This is a genomic window from Embleya sp. NPDC059237, assembly GCF_042754105.1.
GTDB lineage: Bacteria > Actinomycetota > Actinomycetes > Streptomycetales > Streptomycetaceae > Embleya.
In genome coordinates, this window is record NZ_JBHZAE010000016.1 from 111,883 (window position 1) to 127,058 (window position 15,176).

Annotated in this window: 12 protein-coding genes; 10 read left to right on the plus strand and 2 right to left on the minus strand. The window is 71.2% G+C overall.

Annotated elements, in window-relative coordinates:
• The first annotated feature begins 79 nt into the window (after positions 1 to 79).
• The 10 genes from ACFXKZ_RS38055 (at position 80) to ACFXKZ_RS38100 (ending at position 12,634) form a co-directional block, all read left to right on the plus strand.
• Positions 80 to 2,863, plus strand: coding sequence for an ATP-binding protein (locus ACFXKZ_RS38055; protein WP_380007694.1), 2,784 nt, complete (start codon positions 80 to 82; stop codon positions 2,861 to 2,863).
• 202 nt (positions 2,864 to 3,065) lie between these two features.
• Complete coding sequence (locus ACFXKZ_RS38060) at positions 3,066 to 5,120, plus strand: carbamoyltransferase (protein WP_380007697.1); 2,055 nt, start codon at positions 3,066 to 3,068, stop codon at positions 5,118 to 5,120.
• A 40-nt stretch (positions 5,121 to 5,160) separates the two neighbouring features.
• Entirely contained in the window at positions 5,161 to 6,333 is a 1,173-nt protein-coding gene (locus ACFXKZ_RS38065; protein WP_380007700.1) for a cytochrome P450, read from the plus strand.
• A gap of 19 nt (positions 6,334 to 6,352) precedes the next feature.
• On the plus strand, positions 6,353 to 6,556 hold the full coding sequence (locus ACFXKZ_RS38070; protein ID WP_380007703.1) for a ferredoxin: 204 nt from the start codon (positions 6,353 to 6,355) through the stop codon (positions 6,554 to 6,556).
• A 45-nt stretch (positions 6,557 to 6,601) separates the two neighbouring features.
• The gene (locus ACFXKZ_RS38075) at positions 6,602 to 7,510 is read left to right on the plus strand and encodes a methyltransferase domain-containing protein (protein ID WP_380007706.1); all 909 of its coding nucleotides are present in this window, start codon (positions 6,602 to 6,604) and stop codon (positions 7,508 to 7,510) included.
• Positions 7,511 to 7,548: 38 nt separating this feature from the next.
• A complete protein-coding gene (locus ACFXKZ_RS38080; protein ID WP_380007709.1) occupies positions 7,549 to 8,961 on the plus strand; it encodes a cytochrome P450 in 1,413 nt (470 codons plus the stop codon).
• A gap of 12 nt (positions 8,962 to 8,973) precedes the next feature.
• Positions 8,974 to 9,840: a methyltransferase domain-containing protein gene (locus ACFXKZ_RS38085; protein WP_380007712.1), complete on the plus strand. Its 867-nt coding sequence runs from the start codon at positions 8,974 to 8,976 to the stop codon at positions 9,838 to 9,840.
• 72 nt (positions 9,841 to 9,912) lie between these two features.
• Positions 9,913 to 11,043 (plus strand): cytochrome P450, encoded by a 1,131-nt coding sequence (locus ACFXKZ_RS38090; RefSeq protein WP_380007715.1) that lies wholly within the window; start codon positions 9,913 to 9,915, stop codon positions 11,041 to 11,043.
• A gap of 78 nt (positions 11,044 to 11,121) precedes the next feature.
• Positions 11,122 to 12,243 (plus strand): Rieske 2Fe-2S domain-containing protein, encoded by a 1,122-nt coding sequence (locus tag ACFXKZ_RS38095; RefSeq protein WP_380007718.1) that lies wholly within the window; start codon positions 11,122 to 11,124, stop codon positions 12,241 to 12,243.
• Positions 12,194 to 12,634, plus strand: coding sequence for a VOC family protein (locus tag ACFXKZ_RS38100; RefSeq protein ID WP_380007721.1), 441 nt, complete (start codon positions 12,194 to 12,196; stop codon positions 12,632 to 12,634). Before ACFXKZ_RS38095 ends, ACFXKZ_RS38100 begins: the two co-directional genes overlap by 50 nt.
• Before the next feature lie 22 nt (positions 12,635 to 12,656).
• Here the strand turns inward: ACFXKZ_RS38100 and ACFXKZ_RS38105 are convergent, their stop codons facing one another.
• Both ACFXKZ_RS38105 and ACFXKZ_RS38110 read right to left on the minus strand, forming a co-directional pair.
• Positions 12,657 to 14,042 (minus strand): NDP-hexose 2,3-dehydratase family protein, encoded by a 1,386-nt coding sequence (locus ACFXKZ_RS38105; protein ID WP_380007724.1) that lies wholly within the window; start codon positions 14,040 to 14,042, stop codon positions 12,657 to 12,659.
• A gap of 40 nt (positions 14,043 to 14,082) precedes the next feature.
• The gene (locus tag ACFXKZ_RS38110) at positions 14,083 to 15,030 is read right to left on the minus strand and encodes an NAD-dependent epimerase/dehydratase family protein (RefSeq protein WP_380007727.1); all 948 of its coding nucleotides are present in this window, start codon (positions 15,028 to 15,030) and stop codon (positions 14,083 to 14,085) included.
• Positions 15,031 to 15,176 lie beyond the last annotated feature (146 nt).

Here is a 15,176-nt window from a genome sequence, read left to right on the forward strand (position 1 = left end):
TCGGCCCGCCCGCTTGTAGCCTGGGGGCGACCAGGCAGGACGGCTCGGTCGAGCGACGGGCCCCGATCACCGGAGACCCGTGAGCACACACGCAGGCGCCCCTCGTCCGGTCACCCGATCGCACCCGGAACCCGCCGAGCCGCTCGTCGGCCGGGACCGGGAGGCGGCCCGCCTGCTCCACACGCTCGACCCCTCCGCGGCCGAACCGCTCCTGCTGCTGCTCGGCGACGTGGGCATGGGCAGGAGCGCCCTGCTGGACCGGGTCGTGCGCGCGGCCACGACCGACGCCGCCCGCGTCCTTCGCGCGGCCGGCAGCGAGTCCGAGTCGAGCCTGGCGTTCGCCGCCCTGCATCAGCTGCTGCGCCCGGTGTCGGCCGAGGTGGACGACCTGCCGGGGCGGCAACGCGCCGCGCTGTACGGTGCCTTCGGTACCGGTCCGATCCCGGCGGACGCCGACCCGATGCTGATCGGCGTCGCCGTATTGAGCCTGCTGTCCGCCCTGGCGGAGCGGGGGCGGGTGCTCGTGGTCCTGGACGACGCGCAGTGGTTCGACCGCGCGTCCCTGGACGCGTTGTCCTTCGCCGCCCGACGGCTGGCCGGCGAACCGGTCACGATGCTGGTCGCCGCTCGCACCGGAGATCACCTGCCCGGCTTCGATCACCACATCCCGACGTTGACCCTCGGGCCGCTGGACGACGCCGCGGCGGGTCACCTGCTCGACCTACAGCCGCGACGCCCGACCGGCCGAACGAGGGCCCGGATCCTGGCCCAGGCCGACGGCAACCCGCTGGCGCTCGCCGAGCTCGCGCGGACGGCGGGCGCACCCGACGCGGCCGCCGGGCCGCCCGCCGGCGGGCCGCTCCCGCTGACCGAGCACCTGGAACGCCTGTTCGCGGCTCGCCTGCGCGACCTGCCGTCCGCCACCGCGCAGGCCGTACTGCTCCTGGCCGCCATGGACACCGTCGACTCCGCGATCGCCGCCCCCGCCACCCTCCCGGGCCCCGAGGACGCCGCCGTGTGGGGGCCCGCCGAACGGGCCGGGCTGATCCGGAACACCGGTCGGGGTGTGCGGTTCGGCCACCCCCTGGCCCGCTCGGCCGTCTATCACGCCGCCCCCGTCGAGGCCCGGCGCGCCGCCCACCGCACGCTCGCCGAGGCGCTGCGGGACGAGCCCGACCGGCGCGCCTGGCACCTCGCCGCCGCGAGCACACCGCCGGACGCGGCCGTCTCGGCGGAGCTGGAGCGCACCGCCGACCGGGCCCGACGTCGCGGCGGCCACGCGGCGGCGGCCGAGGCGCTGCACCGTGCCGCCCACCTCGCACCGCGCGAGGACGGCGCCCGGCTGCTGGTCGAGGCCGCGGCAGCCGCCGCGCTCACCGGCGACCTGCCGTGGGTCGAGGAACTGACCGCCGAGGTGCGGGCGCGCACCGACGACGCCTCGCTCCTGGCCCGCGCCGCCGGCCAGCTCGGCCGGCTGGCCACGCTGACCGTGCGGCACACCGTCGTCTTCGCCCGACTGGCCGACGCCGCCGAGGAGTCGGCCCCCACGCGGCCCGGCACGGCACTCGACCTGGTGGCCTGCGCCGCCGTGGTCCGCTTCTACTGCGGCGAGGACACGCAGCGGCGACGCGTCCGCGACGTGCTGGCCGGCATCCCCGACGACGCGTCGTGGTTGCGCGTCTGGATTCGGGCGGTGTCCGACCCCTTCGACAACCGGGCCGAACTGTTGTCCCTGCTCCCGCGCCTCGCGACACAGGCGCGACGCCGCCCCGACCGGCTCACCGCGTTCGCCGTCATGGCGTGGTTGTTGGACGAGACCCCGCAGGCCGTCCGCGCCTTCGACGAGGCCTTCGACCACTGGGGCGTGCGCGGGCCGCTGCCGGAGGGGCTGGGTGGCGCGGCCGCCTGGAGCTATGTGGAAGTGGGCAGGTGGGGGCGGGCCCGGGAGGCGTGTGCCCGCAGCGGGGCACTGGGCGCGAGGGCCGGCCTCGACCACGCGGTGGCGTGCGCGGCCGCGGTGGATGCCACGATCCTCGCCTACCAGGGGGACCCGGCGGCGGCTCGCATCCGGGCCGAGGAGGCGCTCGCCCTGATCGACCCGGTGGAGAGCCGCTCGGTCGCCGTCTACGCCCGCCGTGCCCTCGGCGCGGCGGCCCTCGCGGAGGGCGCGCACGAGGAGGCGTACCACCGACTCCGCGCCGTCTTCACCGCGGACGGCGAGCCGGTGCACTACCACGCCGCCTATCCGGCGCTGGCGGATCTGGCCGCGGCGGCGGTACGCACCGGCCGGCGCGACGAGGTGGCCGGCATCGTCGAGCGCGCCGCACACACGCTCGGCGCCGACGCCTCACCCCGACTGCGTGCGCTGATCGAGCGGGCTCGCGGTCTGCTGGCCGACGCCGAGGACGCCGAGCCGTACTTCCGCGCGGCCCTGGCCGACCCGGAGTCGGCACACCGACCGTTCGAACGTGCCCAAACCCTCCTGGACTTCGCCGAGTGGCTGCGCCGGCGTCGGCGCATCGCCGAGGCGCGGGTCCCCCTCGCCGAGGCCCTGGAGACGTTCCGGCGGCTGGGCGCCCGCCCGTGGATCGAGCGGGCCCGGGCCGAGGCGCGCGCCGCCGGCCTCGACGTCACCGACGCCGCGCCCGACGCGCTCGCCGAACTCTCCCCGCAACAACAGCAGATCATCCGGCTGGCCGCCCGCGGACTGACCAACCGCGAGATCGGCGAGCGGCTGTTCCTGTCCCCGCGCACGGTCGGCTCGCACCTGTACCGCAGCTTCCCCAAGCTGGCCGTCACCACCCGCTCCCAGCTGCGCGACCTGATCGACGACGCGCACGCGACACCCGACCGTCGAGGCTGAGCCACCCACCCTGCGTCGCCGCAAGTCGCCCCGACACCAATGGACTTGACCCCGCGCCCATCGGACTTCCGCCGCCCGGAGCCGAGTTGCCTACCCAGCACCATCGATCCCGACACCCCGTCTTAAGCCGAACGTGTGAAGCCGTCGCCGTATTCGCCGATCCGCGTTGTGCCCATCCAACGTTGCGGTTAGCTTCACGATCGTGTTGACGATCGGACTGAACGGGAATTTCTCCCCCGGGGATTCGGATCTCGTCCCCGGCTTACGGGAGTACATGTACCATGACGCGGCCGCGGCCCTGGTGCGCGACGGCGTTTTGATCGCGGCCGTCGAGGAGGAGCGCCTCAACCGGATCAAGCACACGACCAAGTTCCCGAGCAACGCCCTCCGGGCCTGCCTGGAAACGGCGGGCGTGACCCCGGCCGACGTCGACGCGGTCGGCTACTACTTTCCCGAGCCCTACCTGGACTTCATGCTCAACGGGCTCTACGTCGACAACCCCGCGGTGCCCGCCCGCTATTCGCGGCAGCTCATCAAGGACCGGCTGAGCCGCGACCTGGGCTGGGAACTCACCGACGACAAACTCTTCTTCGCGTCGCACCATCGTGCCCACGCGATGTCCGGACTCGCCCGCTCCGGCTTGGCGGACGCGCTGGTCGTGGTGCTCGACGGCATGGGCGAGGACTGTTCCGGAACGATCTTCGGTGCGGTGGACGGCCGACTGGAAACCCTGGCCGAGCTGCCGATGCACAACTCGCTGGGCCTGCTCTACCTGGGCGCCACCCGACACCTCGGATTCCGCTTCGGTGACGAGTACAAGGTGATGGGCCTGGCGCCGTACGGGGATCCCGCCGTGCACCGCGCGGTGTTCGAGTCGATGTACACGCTGAACGCGGACGGGGACTACGACTTCGACCGGCACGCACTGTCCCTCGACTACGTCGGCGGCGTATTCCTCGCCCACGGACTGCCGCCCCGGCGCTCGACGGACCCGGTGGAACAGCGGCACAAGGACTTCGCCGCCGGACTGCAGGAGATGTTGGAACGCATCGTGCTGCACCTGATGGGGCACTGGAGCCGGTCCACGCGGCACACCGCGTTGGTATTCGGCGGCGGCGTCGCGCACAACTGCACTCTCAACGGCGCCATTCTCCGCTCGGGGCTCTTCGACGAGATGTTCGTACACCCCGCCTCCCACGACGCGGGCACGGCGGAGGGCGCGGCGCTGCTGGCGCAGGAGGCGTTGGCCGGCCCGGTGCGGCTCAAGGAGCGGTTGCGCAGCGCGAGCGTGGGTCCCGCCCTCGGCGACACGCATACGATCGAACGGCAACTCGCCTCCTGGGGCGCTCTGATCGAGTACGAGCGGCCCGCCGACCTCGTCGACACGACGGCCCGACTGCTCGCCGACGGCGCCGTGCTCGGCTGGGCGCAGGGCCGATCCGAGTTCGGCCCGCGCGCGCTGGGCCACCGCAGCATCCTCGCCGATCCCCGACCGGCGGAGAACCGGACCCGGATCAACGCGATGATCAAAAAGCGGGAGAGTTTCCGGCCCTTCGCGCCGACGGTCGTGTCCGAGGCGGCCCACACCTACTTCGAACTGCCCGAGACGGCCGCCGACTACGACTTCATGTCGTTCGTGGTGCGGGTGCGCCCCGAGCATCGGCGAACGCTCGCCGCGGTCACCCACGTCGACGGCACGGCCCGGATCCAGGTCGTCGAGCCGGAGGTGAACGAGCGGGTCCACCGCCTCGTCACCCGCTTCGGCGAACTCACCGGCACTCCGGTCCTGCTGAACACGTCGATGAACAACAACGCGGAACCCATCGTGCAGAGCGTCGAGGACGCGTTGACCTGTCTGCTGACCACCGAACTCGACGGTCTGGTCGTCGACGAGTTCGTGGTCCGGCGCCGCCCCGGATTCCTGCCCGCCCTCGACGACCTCGTCCCGCGGCTTCGCCCGGTCACGAGACTGATCAGGACCACCAGGGCCACGGGCTCCGGGGGGAGCGTCGTCTCCCACGAGATCGTGCTCGACTACGCCACCGGTCCACGAGCCCCGGTGTCGCCGGAGATGTTCACGCTCCTGGAACGGGCCGACGGCACCCGGACGTTCGCCGCCCTCGCGGTCGGCGCCCCGACCGCGCCGATCAGGACCGAACTGCACGCCCTGTGGCAGCAGCGCTTCTTCTCGCTGACACCGGCGCCCGTGTCCGCGGCGGAGCATGGTCGGTCCCCCCGACGCGCGTCGGCCGAATAGTCCTCGGGTCGACCATCAGGTGAGAAGACGTGAGGTACGCATGCCCATTCCCGTCGCCTACCCCTTCAACGAGGCCGCCGGCCTGGAGTTGTCCGCCCGGTACGCCAAGGCGCAGCAGGCCGACGGACTGGAGCGGGTGCGGCTGCCCTATGGGGAACCCGCCTGGCTCGTCACACGCTACGCGGACGCCAGGCTGGTCCTGGGCGATTCGAGGTTCAGCCGCGCCGCGTGCACCGCGCACGACGAGCCGCGCGAGCAACCGGGCCGGGTCACCGCGGGCATCGGTGCCACGGACCCACCCGACCACACCCGGTTGCGCAAGCTGGTCGCCAAGGCGTTCACCGTGCAGCGGATCGAGCGGCTACGCCCGGGCATTCGTGCCCTGGCCGAGCGTTTGGCGCAGGACATGGCGGACTCGGGCCCGCCCGCCGACCTCGTGGAGTCCTTCGCGCTCCCGCTCCCCGTCGCCGTGATCTGCCGGGTGCTCGGGGTGCCCGAGGCGGACCGTCCGCTCTTCCGGAAATGGAGCGACGACGCGGTGTCCAGCAACGCCGCAGAGCAAGTCGCGGGCAGCATGCGAGAGTTGAGCGTCTACATGGTCGAGCTGATCGCCGAACACCGCATCCGACCCGCGGACGACCTGATCACCGAGCTGATCGAGGCCCGCGACGTCGGGGAGCGGCTCTCCGAGGCCGAGTTGGTCGAGCAGTGCATGGGGCTGCTGATCGCGGGCCACGAGGCCACCGCGATGCTGATTCCGAACTTCGTCCACCTGCTGCTCGGCCGGCACGACGGGCTCGGGTGGTTGCGCGACGAGCCCGATCGTATTCCGGCGGCGGTCGAGGAGTTGTTGCGCTTCGTACCGCTGCGCACCGGGGCGCTCGCGGCCCGCTGGGCCACCGAGGACGTCGAGGTCGGCGGGACGCTCGTGCGCGAGGGAGAGCCCGTCATGGTCTCGGTGGGCGCCGCCAACCACGATGCGCGGCGATTCACCGCCCCCGACGCGCTCGACCTGGGCCGCGAGGGAAATCGACACGTGGCGTTCGGCCACGGTGTGCATCACTGCGTCGGCGCGCCGCTGGCCCGCCTGGAGTTGCAGGAGGCGCTGCGCGCTCTGGCCCTGCGGATGCCGAGCCTGCGCCCGGCCGGTGACGTCGTCTGGAAGAGTCGTTCGCTCGTCCGCGGTCCGCACACCATGCCGGTGGGGTGGTGAGGCGGTGTCGGTCTGGCGGATGACGGTGGATCGCGACCGCTGCATGGGCTCGGGCGTGTGTGTGGCCCTGGCAGGCTCGCTGTTCGTCCTGGACGACGAACGCGCCCGGCCGCCGACCGAAGACGTCGCCCCGGACGAGACGGTGCTCGACGCGGCCGACTCCTGCCCGGCGCGGGCCATCACCGTGACGGAGAACGGACGGGTGATCGGCCCGCGCGACTGAGCAGTTCCCGTCGATCGTCATCCCCGTTGCCGAAAGGGGCATCGTATGCAGAACACCGAATATCTCGAGTTGGTGGAGACGGCCGGCGGCCGGGAGAACCATTACGCGCGCGTCGTCGATCGGTACTACGAACTCGTGACGCCGATGTGCCGTGACGTGTGGTCGGACTCCTTCCACCTCGCGTGGTTCGCCGAGGGGCAACAACTGCACGAGGCGCAGCGCACGATGCAGCGGTGGCTCGCGGATCGGGGCGGGTTCACGGCGGGCGACGAACTCCTCGATGTCGGCTGCGGCATCGGCGGCCCGGCCGCGAACGTGGCCGAGTACACCGGTGCCATGGTGACGGGCGTGAACATCTGCGGCCACCAGGTCCGGGTCGCTCGATCCCTGCACACCGGCGACGTGGGCACGCAGCTGACCTTCGTCGAAGCCGATGCGATGCAACTCCCGTTCAGGTCGGCAAGGTTCGATGGCGTCTACGCGATCGAGGCGCTGTGCTACACGCCCGACAAACCCCGCGCCTACGCGGAGGTGGCCCGGGTCGTCAAGCCGGGCGGCGCGTTCGTCGGCGCCGACTGGTTCTGTGCGGACGACCTCTCGGAGGCGGACTACGCGCGGTGGGTGGAGCCGATGTGCCGGGCGTTCGCCATCCCGCGGGTGATCCCGTTCGGCGCGATCCGGGAACACTTGGAGACCGCCGGGTTCGAGGTCGAGTCGGTGTCCCGGTACGACGACCACGGTGACGTCGCCCCGAACTGGCGGCTGTGCGCGGAGAACTCGGCGAACGCGGCCGGCGGCGCGGGTGCTGGGGTTGCGGCCGGCGCCGTCGACGTCTCGGACTCGCGGCCGGAGAGCTTCGAGTCCCTGCTTGAGGCGTCGGTGCCCGCGCTCCGCGACGCATGTCGGGCGGGCAAAGTGATCATGGGCTGCTGGGTCGCCCGCAGGCGCGGGTGACGACGCCGCGAACCGTCCTTCCGAACGAAAGAGCGAACATGACGGACCACGCGAAGTTCGGCTCGGTTCCGGGAGCACTGCCCCTGCTCGGTCACGCGGTGCAACTCGGCAGGCGACCGCTCGACTTCCTCGCCTCGCTGCCGGCGCACGGCGACCTGGTCGAGATCAGGCTCGGACCCGTGCCGTTCCATGTGCTCTGCGACCCGGATCTGGTGCACCGGGTCCTCCTGGACGACCGCACCTACGACAAGGGCGGGGCGATCTTCGACCTCGTGCGCACCATCGCCGGCAACGGCCTGGCGACCTGCCCACACCACGAGCACCGCCAACAACGTCGGCTCTTGCAACCGGCGTTCCATCGCAACCGGCTACCCGGCTACGCCAAGGTGATGTCCGCCGAGATCGCCACGATGCTCGACGGTTGGTCGGCCAACCGCGAACTCGACGTGCTGGTCGCCGTGAACGAATTCGCCGCGAGTCTGGCCACCCGCACCCTGTTCGCCGCCGAACTCGACGACGCCACGTTCGAGGAGTTGCGGCTGTGCATGCACACCGTGATGACCGGCATGATGCGCCGGATGCTCCTGCCCTGGTCCTTCCCGAACCGGCTGCCGACACCGGCCAATCGCCGCTTCGAGCAGGCCCGCGCCCGGCTCAGGCGCTACGTGGTCCGGCTCACCGCCGACTACCGGCGCGCGGGCGTGGACCACGGGGACCTGCTGTCGATCCTGCTGGCCGTCCGCGACGAGGACGGCCGGGGGCTGACCGACGCCGAAATCCACGACCAGGTCTTCACGTTCTACCTCGGCGGCAGTGAGACCACGGCCCCCTCGCTGGCGTGGTCGTTGTACCTGCTGGGCCGCAACCCCGACATCCGCGGGCGACTGCACGACGAGGTCGACGCCGTGCTCTCCGGGCGGGTCGCCGAGTTCGACGACATCCCGAAACTGGACCTGACCCGGAGGGTGATCATGGAGTCGCTGCGCCTGTACCCGCCGGGCTGGCTGTTCACCCGGGTAACCACGAGGGACACCGAACTGGCGGGCCGCCGGCTGCCGGCGGGTTCGGTCGTGCTGTACAGCCCGCACATCGTGCAGCACCGCGCCGACCTGTTCCCCGAGCCCGAACGTTTCGACCCGGACCGGTGGCTCGACGACGGCCCCCGTCCGCCCCGGGGAGTGTTCACCCCCTTCGGCGCCGGCGCCCGCAAGTGCATCGGGGAGGTCTTCGCCCTGACCGAGGCCACCCTCGCACTGGCCTCCATCGCGGCCCGTTGGGAACTCGACCCGCTGCCCGGCGCCCGCGAACGCCTCACGCCACGACTGTCGTCCACACCCCGCTCGCTCCCGATGTCCCTGCGCGAGCGCACGCCGGGCGCGAGCCGGACGGACCCGATGGTGTCCCGCGACACCATCCCGCACCCGCGTCACCGGGGCATCCGCCACCCCTGAGGAGGACCAACGATGGAAGAACGGATCGCGGCACCGGCCGCCCCCGTGGCCGAGGAGGTCGGGCAGCTGTACGACCGCATGACCGGCATCGCCGCCGACTTCCTCGGCGACGACGCACAGCTGGGCTACAACGCGCATCTGGGCTATTGGGACACCCCCGACAGCGAACTCACCTACGACGAGGCCACCGATCGGCTCACCGACGTCATGCTGGAACGCCTGCGGATCGGCGCCGGCGGCCGGCTGCTCGACGTCGGCTGCGGCGTCGGCGCGCCGGCGGTGCGGATCGCTCGCCTCACCGGAGCGAGTGTGACGGGCATTTCGGTCAGCGGGGAGCAGATCGCCCGCGCCGAGGCGCTGGCCCGGGAGACGCCGTTTCCGGACCGCCTCGACTTCCGCCTCGCCGACGCCATGGAACTGCCGTTTCCCGACGCCTCGTTCGATGCCGTGATGGCGCTCGAATCGATGTGCCACATGCCCGACCGGATGCAGGTCTACCGCGAGATGCGGCGGGTGCTCCGCCCCGGGGGCAGGATCGTGGCCACCGACTTCCACGGCCGCAGCGCGTCGCCCTGCCCCGACCGATTGGCCCTGCAGCAGACCATGGGCTCGACGACCGTGCGGATCGACGACTATCCGCAGCTGATCCGCACATCGGGCCTACGGTTTTTGGAACTGCGGGACATCACCGACGAGACCCTGCCCAGGTCGTTCGCCTTCCTGGCCGAGCGTGCGGAGCAGCTCCGCTTCGAGTTCGACGACACCGAAGCGGCCTGCTTCTACAACCCGCAGTCCGTGATCGACGTGCCCGCGCTCGGATATCTCCTCGTCGTCGCACAGCGGCCACTCGTCGGCGCACCGCGACCCCTCGACGACTGAACCGCTCCCGTGAATCGAACACCCGGAGGTGGCATGGAGGTCGCAGCGCAATTACCTTTCCGACAGGCGCCGTTGCGGACCGCTCCCCGGCTGCGCGAGTTGCGGTCCCGGGGCCCGGTGCACCGCGTACGCACCGCCATGGGCGACGAGGCGTGGCTGGTCACCGGTCACGCACAGGTTCGCCGGCTGCTGGACGACGACCGGCTCGGCCGTACCCATCCGACCCCGGAGACCGCGGCCCGCACCGGGGAGACGTTGTTCGACGCGGTGCTCGGCGACTTCGCCACGGAGGCGGCCGATCACGCTCGCACCCGGGCACTCCTGCGACCGCACTTCTCGCCCGGGCGCATGCGACCGCTGCGCCCGCGCGTGGAGGCCCTGACCACACGACTGTTGGACGCGTTGATCGCCCACGGGCCGCCGGCGGACCTGCATGCCATGGTCGCGGTGCCGCTGCCGATCCTGGTCATCTGTGCACTGCTCGGCGTTCCGTACCGGGACTGCGAGCGGTTCCGCGCCTGGACCGCCGATGCCGCCGACGTCGGTGATCCCGCGCGGTCGCAGCGCGGGCTGGCCGAACTGTACGGGTACGGCCATGAGTTGGTCGCGCGCAAGCGGGTCGAGCCGGGCGACGACGTGATCTCGCGGCTGTGCGCGGCCGAGGATGTCTCCGACGACGAGATCGCCGGGTTGTCGATGGCGCTGCTGTTCGCCGGGCAGGAGACCACCGTGGTCCAGATCGGGATGGGTGTGCTGCTGTTGCTGGGCAACCCGGACCAGTGGCGGGCGCTGGTGCACGACCCCGGACTGGTCGCCGGCGCGGTCGAGGAGATCCTGCGCGCCTCGAACACGGGCGGCGGCGGAATCCCCCGCTATGCGCGCCGGGACCTGGACATCGACGGTGTCGCCGTCCGGGCGGGCGATCTGGTGTTGCTGGACAACGGCTCCGCCAACCACGACCCCGCCGCCTTCCCGGACCCGGATCGCATGGACATCACCCGCGCGGCATCGGCGCACGTCACCTTCGGGCACGGCCTGCGCTACTGCCTCGGCGCGCCACTGGCCCGCATCGAACTGCACGCGGTGTTCGGCCAACTGGTCGCCCGTCTGCCGACGTTGCAATTGGCGGTGGACCCGGACGCGGTGCGGATGCGTCCGGACGCGGTCACCGGCGGGCCGGCCGAACTTCCGGTGCGGTGGTGACATCGAGCGCGGGCCGGCACGCCGCGCCCCGGGGCGCGGCGTCCGCCCGCACCGATACCCAAGAGAACGGAGTGGGTCATGTCCTGGAGGACTCCGGGCCGGCGCAGGTCCCTGCGGCTGTTCCGGGAGGGGGCGGGCGCCACGCCGGCACATGTGGCGTTCCCGTCGGCGGCGCTGCCCCACCCGGACGGGTGGTTCTGCGTCGGGTACGGCCACGAGGTCGCCGCGGGTGAGGTGATCACCAGGCGGTCCACGGGCGAGGACGTCGTCCTGGCCCGCGGGGCGAGCGGCCGACTCCGCGCGCTGCGCCCGCACTGTCCGCACCTCGGGGCGCACCTGGGCGTGCTGGGCACCGTCTCCGGCGACGACATCGTCTGCGGGTTCCACCGGTTCGTGTTCAGCCTGGACGGGCCCTGCCGGCGCACCGCCTACGGCGGGCCGGCGCCCAGGGCGACGCTCGACACGCTGCCCGTGCGCGAGACCGGCGGCCTGATCCTCGTCTGGCGGGCCCGCGACGGCTCGCCCCCGACGTGGGAGCCGCCGGCCATCTCGACCTCGGGCTGGCAAACCCCTCGCGGGACGATGTACGAGGTCGCCGGACACCCGCAGCAGATCACGGAGAACGTCGTCGACTTCGGGCACCTGGAACACCTGCACGGAGCAACACTCGCCGCCGCCCCCGATGTGTCCTTCGACGGCCGGGAGTGCGGCGGGCGATTCCGGGTCGTGCAAAGACTCTCGCGTATGGGACAGATCTCGGCGCAGTACACCTTCCGGGTGTACGGCCTCGGCCTGACCGTCATCGAATGCGCCCTGTCGGACCACGTCGCGACCAGGTTCTTCGCCCTCCCCAATCCCGTCGAACCCTGGCGGGTCCAGTTCCGGTTCGCGGCCACGGCGAAGGTCGCACCGAGCGGGCGACTGCCGAGGATGTGGTCGAAACCGGCAAGCACCGTGGCCGCGCGCCTGGTTCGAGACGCCTTCCATCTCATCCACGCCCACGGCGGTGCCATGGACCTGCCGGTGTGGCACTACCAGAAATATCGCGAGACCCCACGCCTGGCACCCGGCGACGGGCCCATCGGCCGCTATCGCAAGTGGGCCGAACAGTTCTACTCCACCCCACCCGCGACCACCACGGGAGATTGCCATGCCGTTTGCGACGTGCATCAGCGTCAAGGACACAGCGGCCAGCATTGAGTTCTACGAGACGCTCGGGTTCGACGTGGACTCGGCCGTCTCGCGCCCCGGCGACGACATCCACATGCTGCTCTACCAGGGTGATTTCTGCGGGCTGTTGTACAGCAACGCCGACCTGAAGAACTGGCTGCCCGAACTCGCGGACACCCCGATCGGCCTGGCCGGCATGCTGTACATGGGTGTCGAGGACTTCGACGGATTCCACGACCGCGTCGCCCGGAACACCACGGTGATCAAGGGCCCGCTCAGCGACGATGTCGGGCAACGCGTGTTCTACTTCCGCGACATCGACGGCTACGTCATCGGCATCCACGACAACGCGGCCCTGCGCGCGAGCGAGTTGGGGAAGTACACGACGGCGCAGCGCCAGGTCGGGGAACCGCGAGGATGACGGCCGGGCACGTGGCCTCGGGTCAGAGGAGGCAGGCCATCAGGCTGCGCGCCTCGACGTTGACGTAGTAGCCGAGGCGCATGAGTCGGTTGAGCAACCCCAGGGTCATCCAACGGTAGTTCGCCGGTGCCTCGATCACCTGGTCGTCCGGGACCCGGATCACCAGGTGCCTGGTGTCGGCGTGCCTGAAGCGTCCGCCGTCCTCGGACTGTACGGCGTCCACGACCACCCACGACCGGTCGCAGTGCACCACCGAGGCCAGCGGAGGCAGATCCCGCGAACCGCGGTAGTTGCCCGGGGTCAGCTGCACCGTCGCGGCGAGTTCGACCCGGTCGGTGGCGCCCGGTTGGGCCATCGCCTGGACGAGGAACATCAGGGTGCCCCGATGGCGCCGGCAGACGAAGCAGACGACGTTGCCCGGGTTGGGCCGCAACATCGGCTGTGTCCAGGTGCCCACTTCCCGGCTGGTGGCGCCGACCGACAGGCCGACGATGCGGAAGTGGCGTCCCTCGTGGTGCCGGATGCCCTGTTCGTCGCAGATCCATCCGGCCATCCGGGGCAGGTCGATGCGCTTGACGTCGAGGCTGAAGGTGGCCTTTTGGTCGATGAGCCAGGTCATCGCCGAGGCGAGCGCTTCGTCCGAGGCCCCGCTGCGGTGTGATCGCACGACCTCCCCCTGCAATCCGATGGGTTCGTGCTCGATGACCGCCGGCGGTTCCGGGGTCGCGTAGGAGATGGAGGACAACACGGTCCGGGCATTCATGTTCACCCGGTTGCCCTGGGCGAGCAGGGCGCGGAGCTGGCCCAGGGTGAGCCAGGTGAAGTCGGCGACGACCGGCACCTCTTCGTGTTCGGGCACCTCGACGATCATGTTGCGGTTTCGTTTGTAGAGGTACCACGAGGAGTGTTCGGAAAGGAGTTGGTCGAAGACGACGGTGCGCGCGCCGGGGTCGAGGAAGTAGTCGAGGTAGGGGGTCGACCGACCCCCGTGCACCCGCTGGTAGTTGCTGGGTGTGGCCTGCACGGTGGCGCAGTACTGGACCAGCGCACTGTTTCCCGGCTCCATTTTCGCCTGCATCAGGAAGTGGTGGACGCCGTTGATGCGCTTGACCACAATGCCCAGAACGCCGATCTCCGGCTGCACGATGATCGGCTGGTACCACTGGGGTGTCGGGCCGAAGTTCGTCCGGACGGAAAGCCCCTCGATGGCGAAGAAGCGGCCCGAGGAATGGCTGATCCGGTCGCCGAGATGCCAGTTCGTGAGCGAGCCGAGCGGGACCTCGTCCGTGCGGAACGTGGCCGCGGCCTCGCGCTCCTTGAGAAACGCCTCCGGGTCCGGGGTCAGCGATGACTCGAGGGTTTGCGCCGAGGAGAGGAAGTCCTCGGCGCCGCGGATCAGCATCGACATCCCACTCGCCCTTCGCGCGGCGTGCCCACCCGGATCGTGCTCACCACAACTCCTGACCGGCGTCGGCCCGTAGCCGGCGCGCCATCTTCTCGATGCCGGTGTCCGGGTCCAGCGGCACGAAATCGACGAGCGATCGCAGCAGGGAGGTGTCCACCACCAGGCTGCCGAGGTCGGTGGCGCAGCTCGGTCCCTGCGCGATCGTGATGTCCTTCTTCAGCACGGTGGCGACCCGGTCGAGGACCTGCACCACCGAATAGCTGACCCCGGAGCCGATGTTGACCGTCGCGGGCGGGCCCGTCGGCAACGAGAGCAGATCGAGGGTCGCGCGCACGAAGTCGTCCACGTGCACGAAGTCCCGCCGCTGTGCGCCGCTTCCGTGCAGCCAAAACGGCTCACCCGACAGCGCGCAGCGGAACGCCGCCGACACCACGCCCTGCCCGCGTGCGGCGGGCAGGAGTCGGCCGTAGACGTTGGAGCAGCGCAGGGCGGTACCGGCCAGTGCGTGCACCCTTCGGTAGAACTCCAGGTAGTGCTCACCCGTCAGTCGCGACATGCCGTACGGGGAGGTGGGCTCCGCGGGATGGGTCTCGGCGCGCAGTCCCGGCTCGGGTCCCGGCGCGTAGACGCCGCCGGCAGAGGAGAGGAACACGATCCGGGTGTCGGGGTTGTGGGTGCGCACCGCCTCGCAGACGTTGATCAGCAGCGACAGCGTGTCCACGGCGTCGGCGGCCGGCGCGTGCGCCGACGGCACCGGGAATCGGCCGCCGGCGGCGATCACGACGACGTCGGTGTCCGGGCCCAGCACGGACGGTAGTTCGCGGGCTCCGTCGCCGGGGACGAGGCGCAGCCTTCCGGTGGATGTGGCCTGCTCGCGCAGCGCGTACGGATCGGAGCGGCCGATGACGGTCACGTCCCAGCCGCGGCGTTCGGCGCCGATGGCGAGGGCGGTGCCCAGAAATCCGGCTCCGACGACGGCGGCTCTCGTCATGGATGTCCTCCGCATCTCGGGACAACTCCCCTGGGCGGTGAGCCCGTACGGTCTGTGGGCGGGGCAACTCGCAACGACGGGAGGGTCATAACCACTGTGCCGACCGCAACTCGGCTTACCGGCACCATCCTTGCCGGCCTTGAGGG